The following is an 18,528-nucleotide window of genomic DNA, read 5'->3' on the forward strand; positions in this document are numbered from 1 at the left end:
CTCAGGCCTCGTGGATACGCTGCTTGAAGGTCCGGCCGATGGCGTGCACGCCCGGTTGGTACTGTTCTTCTTCAATGGCGGCCAGGGCCAGGCGCAGGGCGGTGTCGGCAATCAGCTGATGTTGCTGGGCCATGGCGTTGACCGGCAGCGGCAGGAAGTCCAGCAACTGGGTGTCACCAAACGTGCCCAGGCGCAGCGGGCGCGACTTGAGCGGGAAGTCATGCAGTGCGTCGAACACGCCTTGCAACAGCACGTAGGACGTGGTCACCAAGGCGTCAGGCAAGTGCCCCAGTTGATGCAGAAGTTGCTCCATCAGCTGTCGGCCACAGTCGCGGCTGAAGGCTTCGCCGTGTTCGACGATGACCTCGCCGGTGAAACCGTCAAGCGCTTCACGGAAGCCAGCCGCACGCTCCTGGCTGATGCTCAGCTCGGGCCGCGCGCCAATCAGCACGATCTGCTTGGGCAACGGTTGCAGCAAGCTGCTGGTCAGTTGCTGGCAGGCCTGGCGGTCGTCGCTGACCACCGAGCAGAACTGGTCCGCCCCCATCACTCGGTCGATGGCAATCACCGGCAGACCCTTGGCTTGCAGCTCGCGGTAACTGTCATCGCTGGCCGGCAGGCAACTGGCGACGAACAGCGCGTCGCAACGGCGGGCGCGGAACAGTTGCAGCAGTTGGCGCTCGCTGTCGGCTTCATCGTCTGAGCTGGCGATCAGCAACTGATAGCCGCGTGCCCGCGCACCTTGCTCCAGCAGTTTGGCGATGCGTGCGTAACTGGGGTTTTCCAGATCCGGGAGGATGAATCCCAGGGTACGGGTATGCCGACTGCGCAGCCCGGCGGCCTGGGGGTTGGGCGTAAAGCCATGGGCTTCGACCACCGCACGCACCCGGTCGACGGTCGCGCTGCTGATGCGTTGCTGTGCGGCTTTGCCATTGATGACATAGCTGGCGGTGGTCACGGACACACCGGCCAGACGTGCGATATCACTGAGTTTCAAACCGGGATTTCCTTGTTTTTTGGAGCTCGCCCCGACATTTTGTCCAATCGTAACCGATTCCTGCACACGACCAATGTCTCAGCTCAAGTGCCGAGTGGTTCTTCAAGGATGCGCAATTAACGCGTAACCTGCCATAAATTCTAGATTAAACGTTTCAGCCAGCGTATTTTTACGACGTTAGCCACTGAGTGCCTACTGCCAATTGACTGCTCAGTCAGTTATCCCGGAACACCATTACACTGTTTTATTCAAAACAATACCTAGTGCGTCCATCGCACTAACTAGGAGAACGGCATGCTTGAGCTCACTGTAGAGCAGATTTCCATGGGCCAGGTGGCTGTGGATAAATCTGCTGCCTTGCACCTGCTCGCAGACAAACTGGTGGCTGATGGCCTGGTTGCCGAGGGTTATCTCAGCGGCTTGCAAGCCCGTGAAGCCCAAGGCTCGACCTTTCTTGGCCAAGGTATTGCCATCCCCCATGGCACCCCCGAAACCCGCGATCAGGTGTTTTCCACCGGCGTGCGCCTGTTGCAGTTCCCCGAAGGGGTGGACTGGGGCGATGGGCAGATTGTGTACCTGGCCATTGGTATTGCCGCCAAATCCGACGAACACCTGCGCCTGCTGCAACTGCTCACCCGCGCCCTCGGTGAAACCGACCTGGGCCAGGCGCTGCGCCGCGCCGGCACGGCTGAAGCCTTGCTGAAACTGCTGCAAGGCGCACCGCAGGAGCTGGCGCTGGACGCGCAGATGATCAGCCTGGGCGTGTCGGCCGATGACTTCGAAGAACTTGTCTGGAGAGGCGCACGCTTGCTGCGCCAGGCCGATTGCGTCAGCAATGGGTTTGCCGCCGTGTTGCAGCAGGTCGACGCGCTGCCCCTGGGTGATGGCTTGTGGTGGCTGCACAGCGAGCAGACGGTCAAGCGCCCGGGCCTGGCGTTTGTCACCCCGGATAAACCCATGCGCTACCTGGGCCAGCCGCTCAATGGGCTGTTCTGCCTGGCCAGCCTGGGTGAGGCGCACCAGGCCCTGCTTGAGCGCCTGTGCGCCTTGCTGATCGAAGGTCGCGGCCAGGAATTGGGCAGCGCCACCAGCAGTCGCGCGGTGCTCGAAGTGCTCGGCGGTGAACTGCCGCCTGACTGGCCGAGCGCCCGCATCACCCTGGCCAACGCCCACGGCCTGCATGCCCGGCCGGCAAAGATCCTCGCGCAGTTGGCGAAAAGTTTTGAAGGCGACATCCGTGTGCGCATCGTCGATGGCCCGGTGGGCGCCGTGTCGGTGAAGAGCCTGAGCAAGCTGCTGAGCCTTGGCGCCCGGCGTGGCCAGGTGCTGGAGTTTGTTGCTGAACCCACGATTGCCGGCGATGCATTGCCCGCGCTGCTGGCCGCCGTCGAAGAGGGCCTGGGCGAAGAGGTCGAGCCACTGCCGACCGTGAGCGCACAGCCCGAAGCCCTTGATATCGCGCCAGTGATCAGCGCGCCACAGGCTGGCAGCCAGCTCCAGGCCATCGCCGCAGCGCCGGGCATCGCCATTGGCCCTGCACATATCCAGATTCAACAGGTGTTCGATTACCCCTTGCGCGGCGAGTCCTCGGCCATTGAGCGCCAGCGCCTGCAAGACGCCCTGGGCGATGTGCGCCGGGATATCCAGGGCCTGATCGAACGCAGCCAAGCCAAAGCCATCCGCGAGATTTTCATCACCCACCAGGAAATGCTCGACGATCCGGAACTCACCGACGAAGTCGACACCCGTCTCAAGCAAGGTGAAAGCGCACAAGCGGCGTGGATGAGCGTGATCGAAGCCGCCGCCAAACAGCAGGAATCGTTGCAGGATGCCTTGCTCGCCGAGCGCGCTGCCGACCTGCGTGACATCGGTCGCCGGGTGCTGGCGCAACTGTGCGGCGTCGAAACCGCCCAGGAGCCGAGCGAACCCTACATCCTGGTAATGGACGAAGTCGGCCCTTCCGACGTCGCGCGCCTGGACCCGGCCCGCGTCGCCGGCATCCTCACCGCCCGTGGCGGCGCAACAGCCCACAGCGCCATTGTCGCGCGTGCCCTCGGTATTCCGGCGTTGGTCGGCGCAGGCCCGGCGGTGCTGCTGCTGGCCGCCGGCACGCCGTTGTTGCTGGATGGCCAACGTGGCCGCCTGCATGTAGATCCTGACGCGGCCACCCTGCAACGCGCCACCGTCGAGCGCGATACCCGTGAGCAACGCTTGCAGGCCGCCTCGGCCCAGCGCCACGAACCGGCGCTGACCCGTGATGGTCACGCCGTGGAAGTGTTCGCCAATATCGGCGAAAACGCCGGTGTGGCCAGCGCCGTGGAGCAGGGCGCCGAAGGCATTGGTTTGCTGCGCACCGAACTGATTTTCATGGCCCACCCGCAAGCCCCGGACGAAGCCACCCAGGAAGCCGAGTACCGCCGTGTGCTCGACGGCCTCGGGGGCCGCCCGCTGGTGGTGCGCACTCTCGATGTGGGCGGCGACAAACCGCTGCCTTATTGGCCGATTGCCGAGGAAGAAAACCCCTTCCTCGGCGTACGCGGTATTCGCCTGACCCTGCAACGCCCGCAGATCATGGAGGCGCAATTACGCGCGCTGCTGCGCTCGGCGGATAACCGCCCGTTGCGCATCATGTTCCCGATGGTCGGCAGCGTGGATGAGTGGCGTGCGGCACGGGATATGACCGAGCGCCTGCGCCTGGAAATTCCGGTGGCCGACCTGCAACTGGGCATCATGATCGAAATCCCGTCGGCAGCCTTGCTCGCGCCGGTGCTGGCCAAGGAAGTGGACTTCTTCAGTGTCGGCACCAACGACCTGACCCAGTACACCCTGGCTATCGACCGTGGCCACCCGACCTTGTCGGCCCAGGCCGACGGCCTGCACCCGGCGGTACTGCAACTGATCGACATCACCGTGCGCGCGGCCCATGCCCATGGCAAATGGGTCGGTGTGTGTGGCGAACTGGCGGCGGACCCGCTGGCGGTGCCGGTGCTGATCGGCCTGGGTGTGGATGAGTTGAGCGTGTCGGCCCGCAGCATTCCCGAAGTGAAGGCGCGGGTGCGTGAATTCAGTCTGAGCGAGGCCCAGGGCCTGGCGCAAAAAGCACTGGTGGTGGGCACGCCCGCCGAAGTGCGTGCCCTTGTGGAGGCCGTGTAGATGGCAAGGATTCTGACCCTGACGCTGAACCCGGCGTTGGACCTGACGGTACGCCTGGCGCACCTGGAACCGGGTGAAGTCAACCGCAGCGAAACCCTGCTCAGCCATGCCGCCGGCAAAGGCGTGAATGTGGCGCAAGTCTTGGCCGACCTGGGCCATCAAGTGACCGTGGGCGGTTTTCTCGGTGAGGACAATCCCCACGCCTTCGAGGCGCTGATTGCACAGCGTGGTTTTGCCGACGCGTTTATCCGCGTGCCCGGCGAAACCCGCAGCAATATCAAGATTGCCGAGCAGGACGGCCGGGTCACCGACATCAATGCGCCGGGGCCGTTGGTCAGTGAGCAGGCGCAGCAAGCGTTGCTCGACCAATTGACGCGCATTGCGCCGGGCCATGATGCGGTGGTCGTCGCCGGCAGCTTGCCGTGTGGCGTCAGCCCGCAGTGGTTGCAGGGGCTGTTGGAACACTTGAAGCGTCTCGGCTTGAAAGTCGCCCTGGACACCAGCGGCGAGGCGCTGCGTGCCGGTCTTAAGGCGGCCCCGTGGTTGATCAAACCCAATACCGAAGAGTTGGCCGATGCCCTGGGCAATTCCACTGAGGTGATCAGCCAACTGCATCAGCAGGGTGTTGAACATGTGGTCGTCTCCGACGGTGCCGCGGGCGTGAGCTGGTACAGCCGGGCTCCCACCCTGCATGCCACGCCGCCCAAGGTCACGGTGGCCAGTACTGTAGGCGCCGGCGACTCGCTGCTGGCCGGGATGCTCCATGGTTTGCTTGAATCTGAAGCGCCCGAACGAACCCTGCGCCGCGCCACGGCAATTGCCGCCATGGCGGTGAGTCAGATCGGTTTTGGCATCAGCGACGCCGAGCAGTTGGCGCGTCTTGAAAGCGGCGTCGCTGTACGCCCGCTGACAGAACAATAAGAGGGTTTGTCATGAAGTTAGCCATTGTTACTGCCTGCCCGAACGGCATGGTCACCAGTGTGCTGTGCGCCCGCTTGCTGGACGCCGCCGCGCAACGCCAGGGCTGGAGCACCAGCGTCGAGGTGGTGGATGTGCAGCGCCCGGAGCGCCAGTTGTCCCAGGCCACGATCGACGACGCCGAATGGGTGTTGCTGGTCAGCAGCACCGCGGTGGATATGCAGCGGTTTGTCGGCAAGCGTGTGTTCCAGAGCACACCGGCCCAGGCGCTGGCGGATGTCGAAGCGGTGTTGCGCCGAGGCGCTGAAGAAGCCCAGGAGTATGTCGTCAGCCAAGCAGCGGCTGCGTCGAAGCATGCCCCGCGTATCGTCGCGATTACCGCCTGCCCGACCGGCGTGGCCCATACCTTCATGGCCGCCGAAGCCTTGCAGCAGACGGCCAAGCGCCTCGGCTATGACTTGCAGGTCGAGACCCAAGGCTCGGTCGGTGCGCGTACGCCGTTGAGCCCCGAGGCCATCGCCAATGCCGATGTGGTACTGCTGGCGGCCGACATCGAAGTCGCCACCGAGCGTTTCGCCGGCAAGAAGATCTACCGTTGCGGCACCGGTATTGCGCTCAAGCAATCCGAGGCGACCCTCAACAAGGCCCTGGCCGAAGGCGCGGTGGAAAGTGCCGCCAGCGGTACCGTGGCCAAGCAAGAAAAAACCGGCGTCTACAAACACCTGCTGACCGGTGTGTCGTTCATGTTGCCGATGGTGGTGGCGGGCGGTTTGCTGATCGCCTTGTCGTTCGTGTTCGGCATTCATGCGTTTGAACAGGAAGGCACCCTCGCGGCTGCGCTGAAAACCGTCGGCGACCGTGCCTTTATGCTGATGGTGCCGTTGCTGGCGGGTTATATCGCTTACTCGATTGCCGACCGCCCGGGCATTGCCCCCGGCATGATCGGTGGCCTGTTGGCGGGTACGTTGGGGGCCGGTTTTATCGGCGGGATCTTCGCCGGTTTTCTCGCCGGTTATTGCGTCAAGCTGATCACCCGTGCGGTGAAGTTGCCGCAGAGCCTGGAAGCACTCAAGCCGATCCTGATCATCCCGTTGCTGGCGAGCCTGTTTACGGGCTTGGCAATGATCTACCTGGTGGGGCCGCCGGTGGCGCGCATGCTCACAGGCCTGACCGATTTTCTCGCGACCATGGGCACCACCAATGCGGTGCTGCTGGGCATCTTGTTGGGCGGCATGATGTGTGTCGATCTGGGCGGGCCGATCAACAAGGCGGCGTATGCGTTTTCCGTCGGCCTGCTGGCGGCACAGAGCGGCGCACCGATGGCCGCGACCATGGCGGCCGGCATGGTGCCGCCAATCGGCATGGGCATCGCCACGTTCCTGGCGCGACGCAAGTTTGCCCAGACTGAACGCGAGGCCGGCAAGGCCGCGATGATTCTGGGCATGTGCTTTATCTCCGAAGGCGCGATCCCGTTTGCCGCCAAGGACCCGTTGCGCGTGATCCCGGCCAGCATCGCCGGTGGCGCGTTGACCGGTGCTCTGTCGATGTACTTCGGCTGCAAACTGGCCGCCCCCCATGGCGGCCTGTTTGTGTTGATCATTCCGAATGCGATGAACCATGCGCTGCTGTACTTGCTGGCGATTGTCGCCGGTAGCCTGCTGACCGGCCTGGTGTATGCGCTGATCAAGCGTCCGGAAGCGGCCGAGCTGGCTGTCGCACCGGTGTCATAACCGCATGCTTTAGTGGCCCTTTTGATACTCAAGAGGGCACCTGCATGAGCCACTTCGATCTCGGCCGTCGCCGTGTGATGCAAGCCGTCGGCGCCGGCCTGTTGCTGCCGGGCCTGGCCCCGGCGGTGATCGCGTCGGTCAAGGACCGGCCGCAACTCACCGACGGTGTGCAGTCCGGCGATGTGCTGGGTGACCGCGCGATGATCTGGAGCCGCAGCGACCGCCCGGCGAAGATGGTGGTGGAGTGGGACACCCGCAGCGTGTTCAGCAACCCGCGCAAATTTGTCTCGCCCCTGGCCGACAGCCGCACCGATTTTACCGCTCGCGTCGAACTCACCGGGCTGCCCGCCGACCAGGCGATTTTCTACCGCGTGCATTTTGAAGACGCCCAGACTGGCGTCGCCAGCGAGCCGTGGTTCGGCCACCTGCGCAGCGTGCCGCAACAGCGTCGCGACATCCGGTTTGTGTGGAGTGGCGACACCGTCGGCCAGGGCTTCGGCATCAACCCAGACATCGGCGGCATGCGTATCTACGAAGCCATGCGCCTGCGCCTGCCGGACTTCTTTATCCACAGCGGCGACACCATCTACGCCGACGGCCCGGTACCCGCGCAATTGCCCACCGAGGGCGGGCGTATCTGGCGCAATATCACCACCGAAGCCAAGAGCAAAGTCGCCGAAACCCTCGACGAATATCGCGGCAACTACCGCTACAACCTGCTGGATGAAAACGTGCGTCGCTTCAATGCCGAAGTGCCGCAGATCTGGCAGTGGGACGACCACGAAGTGGTGAATAACTGGTCCCCTGGCAAGCAGCTCGATGAGCGCTACCAGACCAAGGACATCCATGCCTTGGTCGGCCGTGCACGCCAGGCCTGGCTGGAATATTCACCCATGCGCCGGCAGAGCGCAGACGGCGGCGGGCGGATTTACCGCAAGCTCAGCTATGGCCCGCTGCTGGATGTATTCGTGCTCGACATGCGCAGCTATCGCGGCCCCAACGATGACAACCTGGGCGGCGAAAAACCCTTCCTCGGCCGCGAGCAGTTGGACTGGCTCAAGCGCGAACTCAAGGCGTCCCAGGCGCAGTGGAAGGTGATCGCCGCCGACATGCCCATCGGCCTCGGCGTGCCCGACGGCGAAGTCAGCCCCGGCGTGCCGCGCTGGGAAGCCATCGCCAACAATGACCCAGGCCCGGCGCAAGGTCGCGAGCTGGAAATCGCCGAATTACTGGGCTTTCTGCGCGCGCAGAAGGTGCGCAACCATGTGTGGCTGACGGCCGATGTGCATTACTGCGCGGCCCATCACTACCACCCGGATCGTGCGGCGTTCCAGGATTTCGAACCGTTCTGGGAGTTTGTCGCCGGGCCTCTGAATGCGGGCAGCTTCGGCCCCAATCCACTGGATAAAACCTTTGGCCCTGAGGTGGTGTTCGAGAAGGCCCCGCCCGCGCAGAACACCTCGCCGTTTGCCGGGTTTCAGTTTTTTGGCGAAGTGCAGATTGATGGGCAGACAGCGGAGTTGACCGTGATTTTGCGCGACCTGGATGGGGTCTCGGTATTCCAGCAAAAACTGCAACCGGTCTGACTTGAAATGCGATCCAAATGTGGGAGGGGGCTTGCCCCCTCCCACATTGGATCACATCAATAGACGTCGCGGCGGTAGCGACCTTGTTCGATCAAGCGCTCCACCGCTTCACTCCCCAGTATGTCGACCAGCGCCTGGTCCACGCCCGTCGCCATCCCCTGCAAGCTCCCGCACACATAAATCGCCGCGCCGTCCGCGAGCCATTTCCGCAGGACATCGGCGGATTCGCGCAGGCGATCCTGCACGTAGATTTTCTCCTCCTGATCCCGGGAAAATGCCAGGTCCAGCAGCGCCAGATCACCACTGGCCAGCCAGCCTTGCAGCTCGTCCTGGCAGAGGAAGTCGTGGGCGATGGTGCGTTCGCCGAACAGCAGCCAGTTGCGCTGCTGGCCTTCGGCAATGCGTGCCTTGAGCAAGCTGCGCAGGCCGGCCAGGCCAGTGCCGTTGCCGAGCAGAATCAGCGGTATGGGCGCGTCCGGCAGGTGGAAGCCACTGTTGCGGCGCAGGCGCAGGCTGATCGTCGAGCCAATGGCGGCATGTTCGGTGAGCCAACCGGAGCCCACACCCAGGCTGCCGTCGGGGTGGCGTTCCTGACGCACGATCAATTCCAGCACGCCGTCGCTGGCAATCGAGGCGATGGAGTATTCGCGCATGCCCAGGGGCGCGAGCGCATTCACCAGCGCTTGGGCATGCAAGCCCACCAGATGTGCGCGGTTGTCCGGCAGTTGGCGGGTCGCCAGGGCTTGGTTGAGGGTGTGTGCGAGGCCGTCGACCAGCACGCCGTCGGCGCCGGTCAGGCCCAGGCCTTGGAGGAAGTGCTCGATGGCCCCCGGGCAATTGCGCGGCAGGATTTCCACCAGGTCGCCGGCCAGCCAGTTTTGTTTCGATGGCGATGTGAGGCCCAGCAGGTAGACGCCCGAGCTGGCGCTCCCAGGGTTCAGCAGGGTGCGCTGGCTCAGTGTCCAGTTTTCATACTGGGCGGTCGGCCAGGCCGCCGCCGGTGCGTGGCCGGTCAGTTGGCCAAGCTGTTGTTGCCAGTGCAGCAGGGCGGCCGTGTCGCCGCTGTCGACTTCCACTGGGGCGAACAACGGGTTGCCGCCTTGGTTGGTCAGCCAGAAGTGCAGGCGACGGGCGAAGCCGCAGAAGTGTTCGTATTGGCGATCACCCAGGGCCAGTACCGAGTAGTTCAGGCCCTTGAGCGACAGATCCTGGCCGAGCACGCTGCGCTCGAAACCGCGGGCGCTGTCGGGGGCTTCGCCGTCGCCGAAGGTGCTGACTACGAACAACGCATTTTCCGACTGACGCAAGTCGTCCTGGCTGACACTGCCCAATGGCTGCACCTTCACCGGCAAGCCGGCCGCCTGCAATTGTCCGGCGGTCTGCCAGGCCAGTTGCTCGGCAAACCCGCTCTGGCTGGCAAAGCCGATCAGCCAGGCCGGGGCATCACTGCGGTTGGCACTGAGGCCTTTGCGCGCGTCGCGCACCTGGCGTTTTTTACGCCGACGGTCCAGGTACAGCAGCCAGCCGGTGATGAAGAACAACGGCATGAGTAGCGAGCTGACGGTGAGGATAATGCGCCCCGCCAGGCCGAAATAACTGCCGGTGTGCAGCGCGTAGAGGCTGGTCAGTAACTGCGACTTAAAGGTTTTGTCGGCGTACGCGTCATGGGATTTGACCTCGCCGGTAGCCGGGTCCAGGTTGATCTGGTTCAGTGCGCGGTTGTGGGGTGAGTCTTTGAGCAGGTAATAGACGATGGCGGGTTGCCCGGCGACGGCTGGCATGCGGATGTTATAGGTACTCAAGCCTGGGCCGGCAGTGCTGTAGATGCTGCTCCAGATTGTGTCGTAGTTGGCTACGGGGGACGGGCTTTCGGGCGGCGGACCGCGCTTGCGCATCCGTTCATTTTGCGGCGCGTCGGACAGCAGTTTGGTCAGGCCCTGGCTGTACCAATCGTAGGACCAGGACAGACCGGTCAGTGCCGCCAGCAGGTAGGCCAGCAGGCACCAGGTGCCGAACACCGAATGCAAATCCCAGTTGAAGCTGCGGCCCTTTTTGCGCCAGTCCAGCGTCAGCCAGGCACGCCAGTTGGCGACCTGGCGCGGCCAGCGCAGGTACAGGCCGGACAGGCAGAAGAACACCAGGATCAGCGTGCAGGCGCCGGTGATCTGCCGGCCGGTTTCGCCCATGGCCAAAAAGCGGTGCAGTTGCAGGATAAAGCCGAGCACATCCTGGCCGACCGCGTCGCCCATGTAGTCGCCGGTGTAGGGGTCGAAATAGCGCATCTGGCCACGGCGTTCGCCCGGCGGCGGGGTGAAGAACACGCGGGCGGCGTTGCCGCTTTCGCTTTCCACCCACAGCATGGACACGGTCTTGCCTTCGGTGGCTTCCAGCTTGCGCACCAGCTCGGCGGGCGGCAGCACGCCGGCTTCGCGCTTCTCCACGCTCAACACGCTCGGGTTGAGCGCGCGCAGAATCTCATCCTGAAACGAGACCGCAGCCCCGGTGATCCCCATCAAGGCCAGCACCAGCCCGGCAGTGATGCCGAAGAACCAGTGCAACTGGAACAGGGTTTTCTTCAACACGTCGGACCGCCTCGTCTATCTGAATATGTAGGGCACGGCGCGCATTATGCCGTGGGTTGTCGAGAAACATTCTGTTTGACACGCAAAAGCCCCACGCATCCGATGCGTGGGGCTTTGTGGGCTGCTGACCGTTTAGAAGTGGAAGCTTGTGGACAGCAGCGCCGTGCGGCCCGCCGCCTGGTTGGCGAAGTGCGAGGCGTAGGCCTTGTCGTAGTAGGTCTTGTCTGTCAGGTTCTGCACGTTCAGTTGCAGGTCGACGTTCTTGGTCAGCTTATAGCTGGCCATGGCGTCGTAGCGTGTGTAGGACGGCACATACACGGTGTTGGCCGCATCGCCGTAAACCTGATCGACGTAGAACGCGCCACCGCCGATGGTCAGCTTCGGGGTCACGTTATAGGTGGTCCACAGGCTGAACGAGTTCTCCGGCGTGTTGGGCATTTGGTTGCCTTTGTTGGAACCTGCCTGGACGACGCCCTGGCGGTTGCCGTTTTTGCCTGGGTCAACCAGTTCGGCTTTCAGGTAGCTGTAGCCGGCGAATACTTGCCAAAGCTCTGTGATCTTGCCGCTGGCGGACAGTTCCAGGCCATCGACCCGCGATTCGCCCGCCGTTTCGTAGGTGTTGGAGTCCACCAGGATGCGGGTGTTTTTCTTCTCGGTACGGAACACTGCGGCAGACAGGGACAGGCGGTTGTGGAACAGGTCCCACTTGGTGCCCAGCTCGTAGTTGACGGTTTCTTCGGGCTTGAGGTCGCTGGTGTTGATGCCGGTAGGAATCGCATTGCTGTCGACCCCTTCGCCCACCAGTCCACCTGCCGGTGAGGCCGAGGTCGCGTAGGAGGTGTAGATGCTGCCGTTCTCCAAAGGCTTCCAGACCAGGCCGGCCTGCCAGTTGAAGAACTGGCTGTCGTCCTTGACCTTGCTGCGTGCCTTCACGGTCGCGCTGGGCACTGCGTTGATGTTTGCTTCGGTGTCGAAGGTGTCGTAGCGCAGGCCGACGTTCAGCAGCCATTTCGGGTCCAGCTCAATGGTGTCGAACACATAGGCGGCACGGCTGGTGGCCTTGGTGTTGGTGCCGTTGTAGTTGCGCGCGATGCTGCCGGTCCAGGCGTCGTCCGGATTCGGGTTGCTCAGCGAGGTGCATTGGCCACCCCGGCCGCCGCCGGCCACGGTGCACGTCGGGTTGGTGTTCGGTGTGACGGTGTAACCACTGACGCGGGTTTCTTCGCCGGTGAACTCCAGGCCGGTGGAGTAGCTGTGCTTGAAGCCAAGCGCCTGGAAGTTGCCGAACAGATCTGTCTGGTTGGTGGTGGTCGTGGTGGTGGAGACGCGAGTGTTCGCGCGACGCCACACCGTGCCGAAACGGTTGACGTTGCGTTGGCTATCGTCCGGCTGGGTAAGTACGTAGTCCTGGCCGGTGCTGCCATGGCGCAGGGTGTTTTTCAGCGTCATGTCATCGTTCAGGTCGTGCTCGATGGAGAACGTGCTGATGTCCGCGCGGGTCTTGCGGAAGTCGCGGTCCTTGAGACCGTAGAAGTTATTGCTGTCGCCGCCGTCGGTGGGTTTGTCGTGCGCGTGGGTGGTGGCGGTCGCAGAGCTGTAGCCATACGGAATGCCCGAATCCGGCAGGTCATTGCTTTCCATATGGTAGTAGCTGAGGTTGACGCGGGTCGGGGTGCCCAACCCAAAGGTCAGCGATGGGGCCACGCCCCAGCGGTCGTAATTTACAGCGTCACGGCCAGCCACGTTCTGCTCGTGGCTCATCAGGTTCAGGCGGAACGCGGCGCTGTCGTCGAGGAATTGACGGTTCACATCGAGTACATAACGGCGGGTCTGGTCGGAGCCGTAAGTGAAGCCGCCGTTGGTGAAGTCCCGGGCTTGCGGGGTCTTGCTCACCAGGTTGAGGCTGCCACCGGCCGAGCCACGACCGCCGAAGGAGGAGTTCGGGCCTTTGCTGACTTCGATGGACTCGATGTCGAAAATCTCACGGCTCTGGCCGCCGGTGTCGCGCACGCCGTCCAGGTAGGTGTCGCCCTGGGCGTCGAAACCACGGATGAATGGACGGTCGCCCTGCGGGTTGCCGCCTTCGCCGGCGCCGAAGGTAATCCCCGGTACGGTGCGCAGGGCATCCTGCAACGAGGTGGCGGCGGTGTCCTTGAGGACTTGCTGTGGCACCACGGTCACCGAGCGCGGCGTATCCACCAGCGGCGCGGTGTATTTTTGCGACGAGGCTTTTTCGACCTGGTAAGCGGTGTTGTCCTGTTCTTCGCCGGTGATGCTGGTGGCGCCGAGGGAGATGCTGTTGCGCTGGCCTTTTTGTTCAGTGTCTTCGGCCGCCTGCGCCAGATGGGCGACAGAGCTGGCGCTGAGCGCAACGCCGATGGCCGAAGCTAGCATACGGGGTGAAGCAACAGGTGTTTTTGTGGTGGTGCGCGACATGACGTGTCCTTTCCCCAAGGATGTGAGGCGGCGGAATATAGGGTGAACAAGACTTTCTATCAATTGAGATACATTACTATTCGCGCTGAATTTACATTCTTTACACTTTTGGCTTACGGTTTTTACGATCTCGTTCGTCTTTGGCATTTTACAGGGCGGATAAGAATCAATACCATTAGCGCCTCTTTGCCTACAGGTATTGCCCCATGTTGCTGCACATTCCCGGCCTGTTCTCTCGCGAGGAAGTGCAGCGCATCCGCCACGCCCTGGAAACCGCCGATTGGGCCGATGGCAAAATCACCGCCGGGCACCAGTCCACCAAAGCCAAGCACAACCTGCAATTGCCCGAAGGCCACCCACTGGCCAAGGAAATCGGCGCGGCGATGCTCGAAAGGTTGTGGAAAAACCCTCTCTTTATGTCAGCAGCGTTACCGCACAAGGTCTTCCCGCCGCTGCTCAATTGCTACACGGCCGGTGGCAGCTTCGACTTCCATATCGACAATGCCGTGCGCCAGGCCAGGGGCAGCCATGAGCGGGTGCGTACGGACCTGTCGTCCACGCTGTTCTTCAGCGACCCGGACGACTACGACGGCGGCGAACTGGAGATCCAGGACACCTTCGGCCTGCAGCGCGTGAAGTTGCCGGCCGGCGACATGGTGCTATACCCCGGCTCCAGCCTGCACAAAGTCAACGCCGTGACCCGTGGTGCGCGCTATGCCTCGTTTTTCTGGACCCAAAGCCTGGTGCGTGAAGACAGCCAGCGTACGCTGCTGTTCGAGATGGACGGCGCCATCCAGCAACTGACCCGCGATGTACCTGATCACCCGGCCCTGATCCAACTCACCGGCACCTATCACAACCTGTTGCGTCGTTGGGTCGAGGTCTGACATGGGCTTTTTATTGCGCCGCGAAGAAGTGCTCAACGTTGAGCAATTGCAGGGCATGCTCGACGACTCGCCGGTGCGCGCGGCCCAGGCGATTTTGATCGCGGCCAAGGAGGGCGTGGTGGATGCCCAGGCCTTGCTCGGGCAAATCCTGCTGGAAGGCCGCGGTATAGCGCGCGATGAAGCGCTGGCGCTGCGTTGGTTCCAGATTGCGGCGCAGGGTGGGCATTTAATGGCGCGCAATATGGCCGGGCGTTGCCGGGAGCATGGCTGGGGGTGTGCCATCGACGAAACGGCGGCTGCACGGGAATATCGGTTGGCGGCAGACGCGGGATTGGATTGGGGCCAGTACAACTATGCCAATCTGCTGGCGACTGGGCGGGGTGTTGCCGAGAACCCACAGCAAGCGCTGGCCCTGTATCGGCAAGCCGCAGAACAGGGCCATGCCAAGTCGATGAACCTGCTGGGGCGCTATCTGGAAGACGCTCAGGTTTGCCCGAGGGACCTGGAGGCGGCTGTCGAGTGGTATCGACGTTCAGCCGAGGCCGGGGATTTTCGCGGGCAGTTCAGCTATGCGGCGGTGTTGGCCGACAGGGGCCAGGTCGAGGCGGCGTTGGCGTGGTTGCGCAAGGCACTGGCGGGCGGAAATCTCAAGTTCCTGCGAACAGCCCACAAGGCCTTGGCTGCGGCGAGTGATCCGCAGGTTAGAGCGCTGGCGGAGGCCTACCGCCAACGGGCCGTGAGCCTTTCCTGAGGCATAAAAAAACCCATGACATGTCATGGGTTTTTTGTGCGCAGCCGTCTTACACGTAGAACGACTTCAGCGGCGGAAAGCCATTGAACTCAACCGCGCTGTAGCTGGTGGTGTAGGCACCGGTCGAGAGCCAGTACAAACGATCACCGATCGCCAGGTTCAGCGGCAGGCCGTACTTGTAGTTTTCGTACATGATGTCGGCGCTGTCGCAGGTCGGGCCGGCGATGACCACTTCTTCCATCTCGCCTTTCTTCTCGGTCCAGATCGGGAACTTGATGGCTTCGTCCATGGTTTCGATCAGGCCGGAGAACTTGCCCACATCCGTGTACACCCAACGCTCGACGGCAGTACGGGATTTACGTGCAACCAATACCACTTCACTGACCAGGATACCGGCGTTGGCGATCAAGGAGCGGCCTGGCTCGAGGATGATTTCCGGCAGGTCATCGCCGAAGTCTTCCTTGAGGAAACGGATGATCTCTTCGGCGTAGGTTTCCAGGCTGTTGGTGCGGGTGATGTAGTTAGCCGGGAAGCCACCGCCCATGTTGATCAGCTTGAGGTGGATGCCGTCTTCTTCCTTCAGGCGTTCGAAGATCACTTTGACCTTGGCGATTGCCGCGTCCCACACGCTGATGTCGCGTTGCTGCGAGCCAACGTGGAACGAAATGCCGTACGGCACCAGGCCCAGGTCGCGAGCGAGGATCAGCAGGTCCATGGCCATGTCGGTCTGGCAGCCGAACTTGCGCGACAGAGGCCAGTCAGCGGTGGTCGAGCCTTCGGTGAGGATACGTACATACACTTTCGAGCCCGGTGCGGCCTTGGCGATGTTGCGCAGGTCGGCTTCGGAGTCGGTGGAGAACAGGCGCACGCCTTTCTCGTAGAAGTAGCGGATGTCCTTGGATTTCTTGATGGTGTTGCCGTAGCTGATACGGTCGGCGCTGACGCCACGGTCCATGACCTTGTCCAGCTCGTAGATCGAGGCGATGTCGAAGCTCGAACCCTTGTCTTTCAACAGGTCGATGATCTCGACGGCAGGGTTGGCCTTGACCGCGTAATACACCTTGGCGAATTCGAAACCGGCGCGCAGGTCATCGTAGGCCTGGCTGATCATCGCGGTGTCGATCACCACGAACGGGGTTTCTTGCTTGTCGGCGAACGCCTTCATTTTGTCAAAAGTGGCGCGCGCGAAATAATCTTCGACGTTGATCGACATGCTGGGAACTCCTAAGGGCAAACTAAATTGATCAATGGGTGCAAATGAACGTCCTCCGTATCCCCACTTTGGTTCGCCTACTTCCCAAGGCATGTCGCCGAAAGCAAAAAGGCCATGGGAACAACCGCTTCCCTTGGCCTTGCTGTCTCGTCGTCAGTACTTGAGCCGGATGGATCGTTTCCAGCATGGACGTTCGGCGCGAACTTTAGGACGTGAGGGGCCATAGATCAACTAAAAATGTCGCGTTTTTGCACGCGTTCGTCGCGGGACCGCGTGCAGCTACTTATGTAACCGACACGTGTGACGGAATGATGTTCCCCGGATGGGGATAATTGAAGGTATTTCCCTGACAGATCGCGGACCAAATGTGGGAGGGGCTTGCTCCCGATAGCGGTGGATCAGTGACAGATGAAGTGACTGACACGCCGCCATCGGGAGCAAGCCCCCTCCCACATAAGATCAGGCCAGGGCGGTCTCGGCAGGGGAGACAATACTGGTCTTGCCCCCACGGGACTTACCGGAGCTCAGGTACTCGGCGATCGATTCCTGGGTCACCTCACCCAGGAACACCCGCTCCGCATCCATTACCGGCAGCCACGAGCGGTTGAACTCGTACATACGCGACAACAGGATGCGCAAATGCTCGTCGTACGCCGCCGTGGCGTTGAACTCACGCAGGTACTGGCCGCAGGTGCCGGTCTGACGGTGCAGGTCGCGACGGCGGACATAGCCGAGTGCCTTGTTCTCGGCGCACGTGACTACCACATAGCGGCGGTCGGTTTCGTCCATCAGCTCCAGGGCCTCGGCCACCGGGGTTTCCGGGCTCACCGACGGGGCGTTGTCGGCCGCATCTTCAGCTTTCACCAGCAGCAGGCGCTTGAGGGTGCTGTCCTGGCCCACAAAGTTGCTGACGAACTCATCGGCCGGATGTGCCAGCAGCGTATCCGGGTGGTCGATCTGCAGCAGCTTGCCGGCGCGGAAGATGGCGATCTTGTCACCCAGCTTGATGGCTTCGTCGATGTCGTGGCTGACCATGATCACGGTCTTGTTCAGCGCGCGTTGCATCTCGAAGAACTCGTTCTGGATCATTTCGCGGTTGATCGGGTCGACCGCGCCGAACGGCTCATCCATCAGCAGCAACGGGGCATCGGCCGCCAGTGCGCGAATCACGCCGATGCGCTGTTGCTGGCCGCCCGACAGTTCACGCGGGTAGCGATGCAGGTACTGCTTGGGTTCCAGCTTGATCATGCTCATCAACTCGCGGGCGCGGTCGTGGCATTTCTGCTTGTCCCAACCCAGCAGCTTGGGCACGACCACGATGTTTTCCTCGATGGTCATGTTCGGGAACAGGCCGATCTGCTGGATCACATAGCCGATGTTGCGACGCAGGGTCACTTCATCGAGGTCGGTGGTGTCTTCGCCGTTGATCAGGATCTTGCCCGAGGTCGGCTTGATCAGGCGGTTGATCATTTTCAGCGTGGTGCTCTTGCCGCAGCCCGAAGGGCCGAGGAATACGCAAATCTCGCCTTCGTTGACGGTCAGGCTTACGTCGTTCACGGCCGAAACAGTCTTGCCGTTGCTTTGAAAAGTCTTGGTCAGGTTTTGAAGTTCGATCATTTGAGCAGTCCTTTTGGAGTCAGCGAGCGTTGCAGCCATTGCAGAAGCAGGTCGGCGAAGATGGCCAGGAGACTGACCAGCACGGCGCCAACGATCAGCATCGACATGTCGCTGCGGCTGATGGAAGCCAGAATAAGTACACCCAGGCCACCGGCGCCGATGGTGGCGGCGATGGTCATGACGCCAATGTTCATCACCACGGCGGTACGCACACCGGCGAGGATCACCGGCACGGCGATGGGCAGCTCAACCATGCGCAGGCGCTGGCCGAAGGTCATGCCGATGCCTTTGGCGGCCTCGCGAATGCCCGGTTCAACGCCGGTGAGGGCCAGGTAGGTGTTACGCATGATCGGCAGCAGGGAGTAGAGGAACACGGCGGTGATCGCCGGCATCGGCCCCAGGCCCTGGCCAAACTTGGAGTAGAACGGCAGCAGCAGGCCGAACAGCGCGATGGACGGTACGGTCAGCAGCACCGTGGCGCTGGCTTGCAGGGGGGCGGCGAGGGTTGGGAAGCGGGTCATCAGCACGCCGAGGGGCACGCCGACGACAATCGCGAGGATCACCGCGATACCGACCAGGGTGATGTGCTGCCAGGTCAGGTGCAGGACCTGGGCCCAATCAAGATGGGAAAAGGCGTTCAGGAATTCCATGTCTTCTC

Annotated in this window: 12 protein-coding genes; 6 read left to right on the forward strand and 6 right to left on the reverse strand. The window is 62.5% G+C overall.

The window, feature by feature from the left end; translation table 11 throughout:
• Position 1 precedes the first annotated feature (1 nt).
• On the reverse strand, positions 2–997 hold the full coding sequence (gene cra, locus M2397_RS00755; RefSeq protein WP_131698474.1) for a catabolite repressor/activator: 996 nt from the start codon (positions 995–997) through the stop codon (positions 2–4).
• Positions 998–1,291: 294 nt separating this feature from the next.
• Between cra and ptsP the strand changes: the two genes are divergently transcribed.
• The 4 genes from ptsP to M2397_RS00775 are packed head-to-tail and all read left to right on the forward strand — an operon-like array spanning position 1,292 to position 8,384.
• Entirely contained in the window at positions 1,292–4,150 is a 2,859-nt protein-coding gene (ptsP, locus tag M2397_RS00760; RefSeq protein ID WP_259242141.1) for a phosphoenolpyruvate--protein phosphotransferase, read from the forward strand.
• The gene (gene pfkB / locus M2397_RS00765; RefSeq protein WP_131698472.1) at positions 4,151–5,071 is read left to right on the forward strand and encodes a 1-phosphofructokinase; all 921 of its coding nucleotides are present in this window, start codon (positions 4,151–4,153) and stop codon (positions 5,069–5,071) included.
• Positions 5,072–5,082: 11 nt separating this feature from the next.
• Positions 5,083–6,798, forward strand: coding sequence for a PTS fructose-like transporter subunit IIB (locus M2397_RS00770; RefSeq protein ID WP_131698471.1), 1,716 nt, complete (start codon positions 5,083–5,085; stop codon positions 6,796–6,798).
• Between the two features lie 44 nt (positions 6,799–6,842).
• Positions 6,843–8,384, forward strand: coding sequence for an alkaline phosphatase (locus M2397_RS00775; RefSeq protein ID WP_131698470.1), 1,542 nt, complete (start codon positions 6,843–6,845; stop codon positions 8,382–8,384).
• Between the two features lie 56 nt (positions 8,385–8,440).
• Here M2397_RS00775 and M2397_RS00780 read toward each other — a convergent pair whose 3' ends face one another.
• Both M2397_RS00780 and M2397_RS00785 read right to left on the reverse strand, forming a co-directional pair.
• The gene (locus tag M2397_RS00780; RefSeq protein WP_259242142.1) at positions 8,441–10,966 is read right to left on the reverse strand and encodes a sulfite reductase flavoprotein subunit alpha; all 2,526 of its coding nucleotides are present in this window, start codon (positions 10,964–10,966) and stop codon (positions 8,441–8,443) included.
• 132 nt (positions 10,967–11,098) lie between these two features.
• Positions 11,099–13,402 (reverse strand): TonB-dependent siderophore receptor, encoded by a 2,304-nt coding sequence (locus M2397_RS00785; protein WP_259242143.1) that lies wholly within the window; start codon positions 13,400–13,402, stop codon positions 11,099–11,101.
• Between the two features lie 206 nt (positions 13,403–13,608).
• Between M2397_RS00785 and M2397_RS00790 the strand changes: the two genes are divergently transcribed.
• Both M2397_RS00790 and M2397_RS00795 read left to right on the forward strand, forming a co-directional pair.
• Positions 13,609–14,289, forward strand: coding sequence for a Fe2+-dependent dioxygenase (locus M2397_RS00790; RefSeq protein ID WP_259242144.1), 681 nt, complete (start codon positions 13,609–13,611; stop codon positions 14,287–14,289).
• Position 14,290: 1 nt separating this feature from the next.
• Positions 14,291–15,040, forward strand: coding sequence for a tetratricopeptide repeat protein (locus M2397_RS00795; protein WP_131698466.1), 750 nt, complete (start codon positions 14,291–14,293; stop codon positions 15,038–15,040).
• Positions 15,041–15,089: 49 nt separating this feature from the next.
• On the opposite strand, the gene M2397_RS00800 is transcribed toward M2397_RS00795, so the two are convergent.
• From M2397_RS00800 to M2397_RS00810, 3 genes are all read right to left on the reverse strand, one after another.
• Positions 15,090–16,253 (reverse strand): type III PLP-dependent enzyme, encoded by a 1,164-nt coding sequence (locus M2397_RS00800; RefSeq protein ID WP_014716890.1) that lies wholly within the window; start codon positions 16,251–16,253, stop codon positions 15,090–15,092.
• Between the two features lie 459 nt (positions 16,254–16,712).
• On the reverse strand, positions 16,713–17,870 hold the full coding sequence (locus M2397_RS00805; protein WP_053131666.1) for a betaine/proline/choline family ABC transporter ATP-binding protein: 1,158 nt from the start codon (positions 17,868–17,870) through the stop codon (positions 16,713–16,715).
• Entirely contained in the window at positions 17,867–18,520 is a 654-nt protein-coding gene (locus tag M2397_RS00810) for an ABC transporter permease (protein ID WP_131698465.1), read from the reverse strand. The genes M2397_RS00805 and M2397_RS00810 overlap by 4 nt, the downstream gene beginning before the upstream one ends.
• Positions 18,521–18,528: the final 8 nt, after the last annotated feature.

It is taken from the genome of Pseudomonas sp. BIGb0381 (genome assembly GCF_024809815.1).
Classification (GTDB): Bacteria; Pseudomonadota; Gammaproteobacteria; order Pseudomonadales; family Pseudomonadaceae; genus Aquipseudomonas.

Bases quoted from the DNA above. Each gene is read 5' to 3' on its own strand.
- ptsP (WP_259242141.1), top strand. From the start codon at position 1,292: ATGCTTGAGCTCACTGTAGAGCAGATTTCCATGGGCCAGGTGGCTGTG.
- pfkB (WP_131698472.1), top strand. From the start codon at position 4,151: ATGGCAAGGATTCTGACCCTGACGCTGAACCCGGCGTTGGACCTGACG.
- M2397_RS00770 (WP_131698471.1), top strand. From the start codon at position 5,083: ATGAAGTTAGCCATTGTTACTGCCTGCCCGAACGGCATGGTCACCAGT.
- M2397_RS00775 (WP_131698470.1), top strand. From the start codon at position 6,843: ATGAGCCACTTCGATCTCGGCCGTCGCCGTGTGATGCAAGCCGTCGGC.
- M2397_RS00785 (WP_259242143.1), bottom strand. From the start codon at position 13,402: ATGTCGCGCACCACCACAAAAACACCTGTTGCTTCACCCCGTATGCTA.
- M2397_RS00790 (WP_259242144.1), top strand. From the start codon at position 13,609: ATGTTGCTGCACATTCCCGGCCTGTTCTCTCGCGAGGAAGTGCAGCGC.
- M2397_RS00795 (WP_131698466.1), top strand. From the start codon at position 14,291: ATGGGCTTTTTATTGCGCCGCGAAGAAGTGCTCAACGTTGAGCAATTG.
- M2397_RS00800 (WP_014716890.1), bottom strand. From the start codon at position 16,253: ATGTCGATCAACGTCGAAGATTATTTCGCGCGCGCCACTTTTGACAAA.
- M2397_RS00805 (WP_053131666.1), bottom strand. From the start codon at position 17,870: ATGATCGAACTTCAAAACCTGACCAAGACTTTTCAAAGCAACGGCAAG.
- M2397_RS00810 (WP_131698465.1), bottom strand. From the start codon at position 18,520: ATGGAATTCCTGAACGCCTTTTCCCATCTTGATTGGGCCCAGGTCCTG.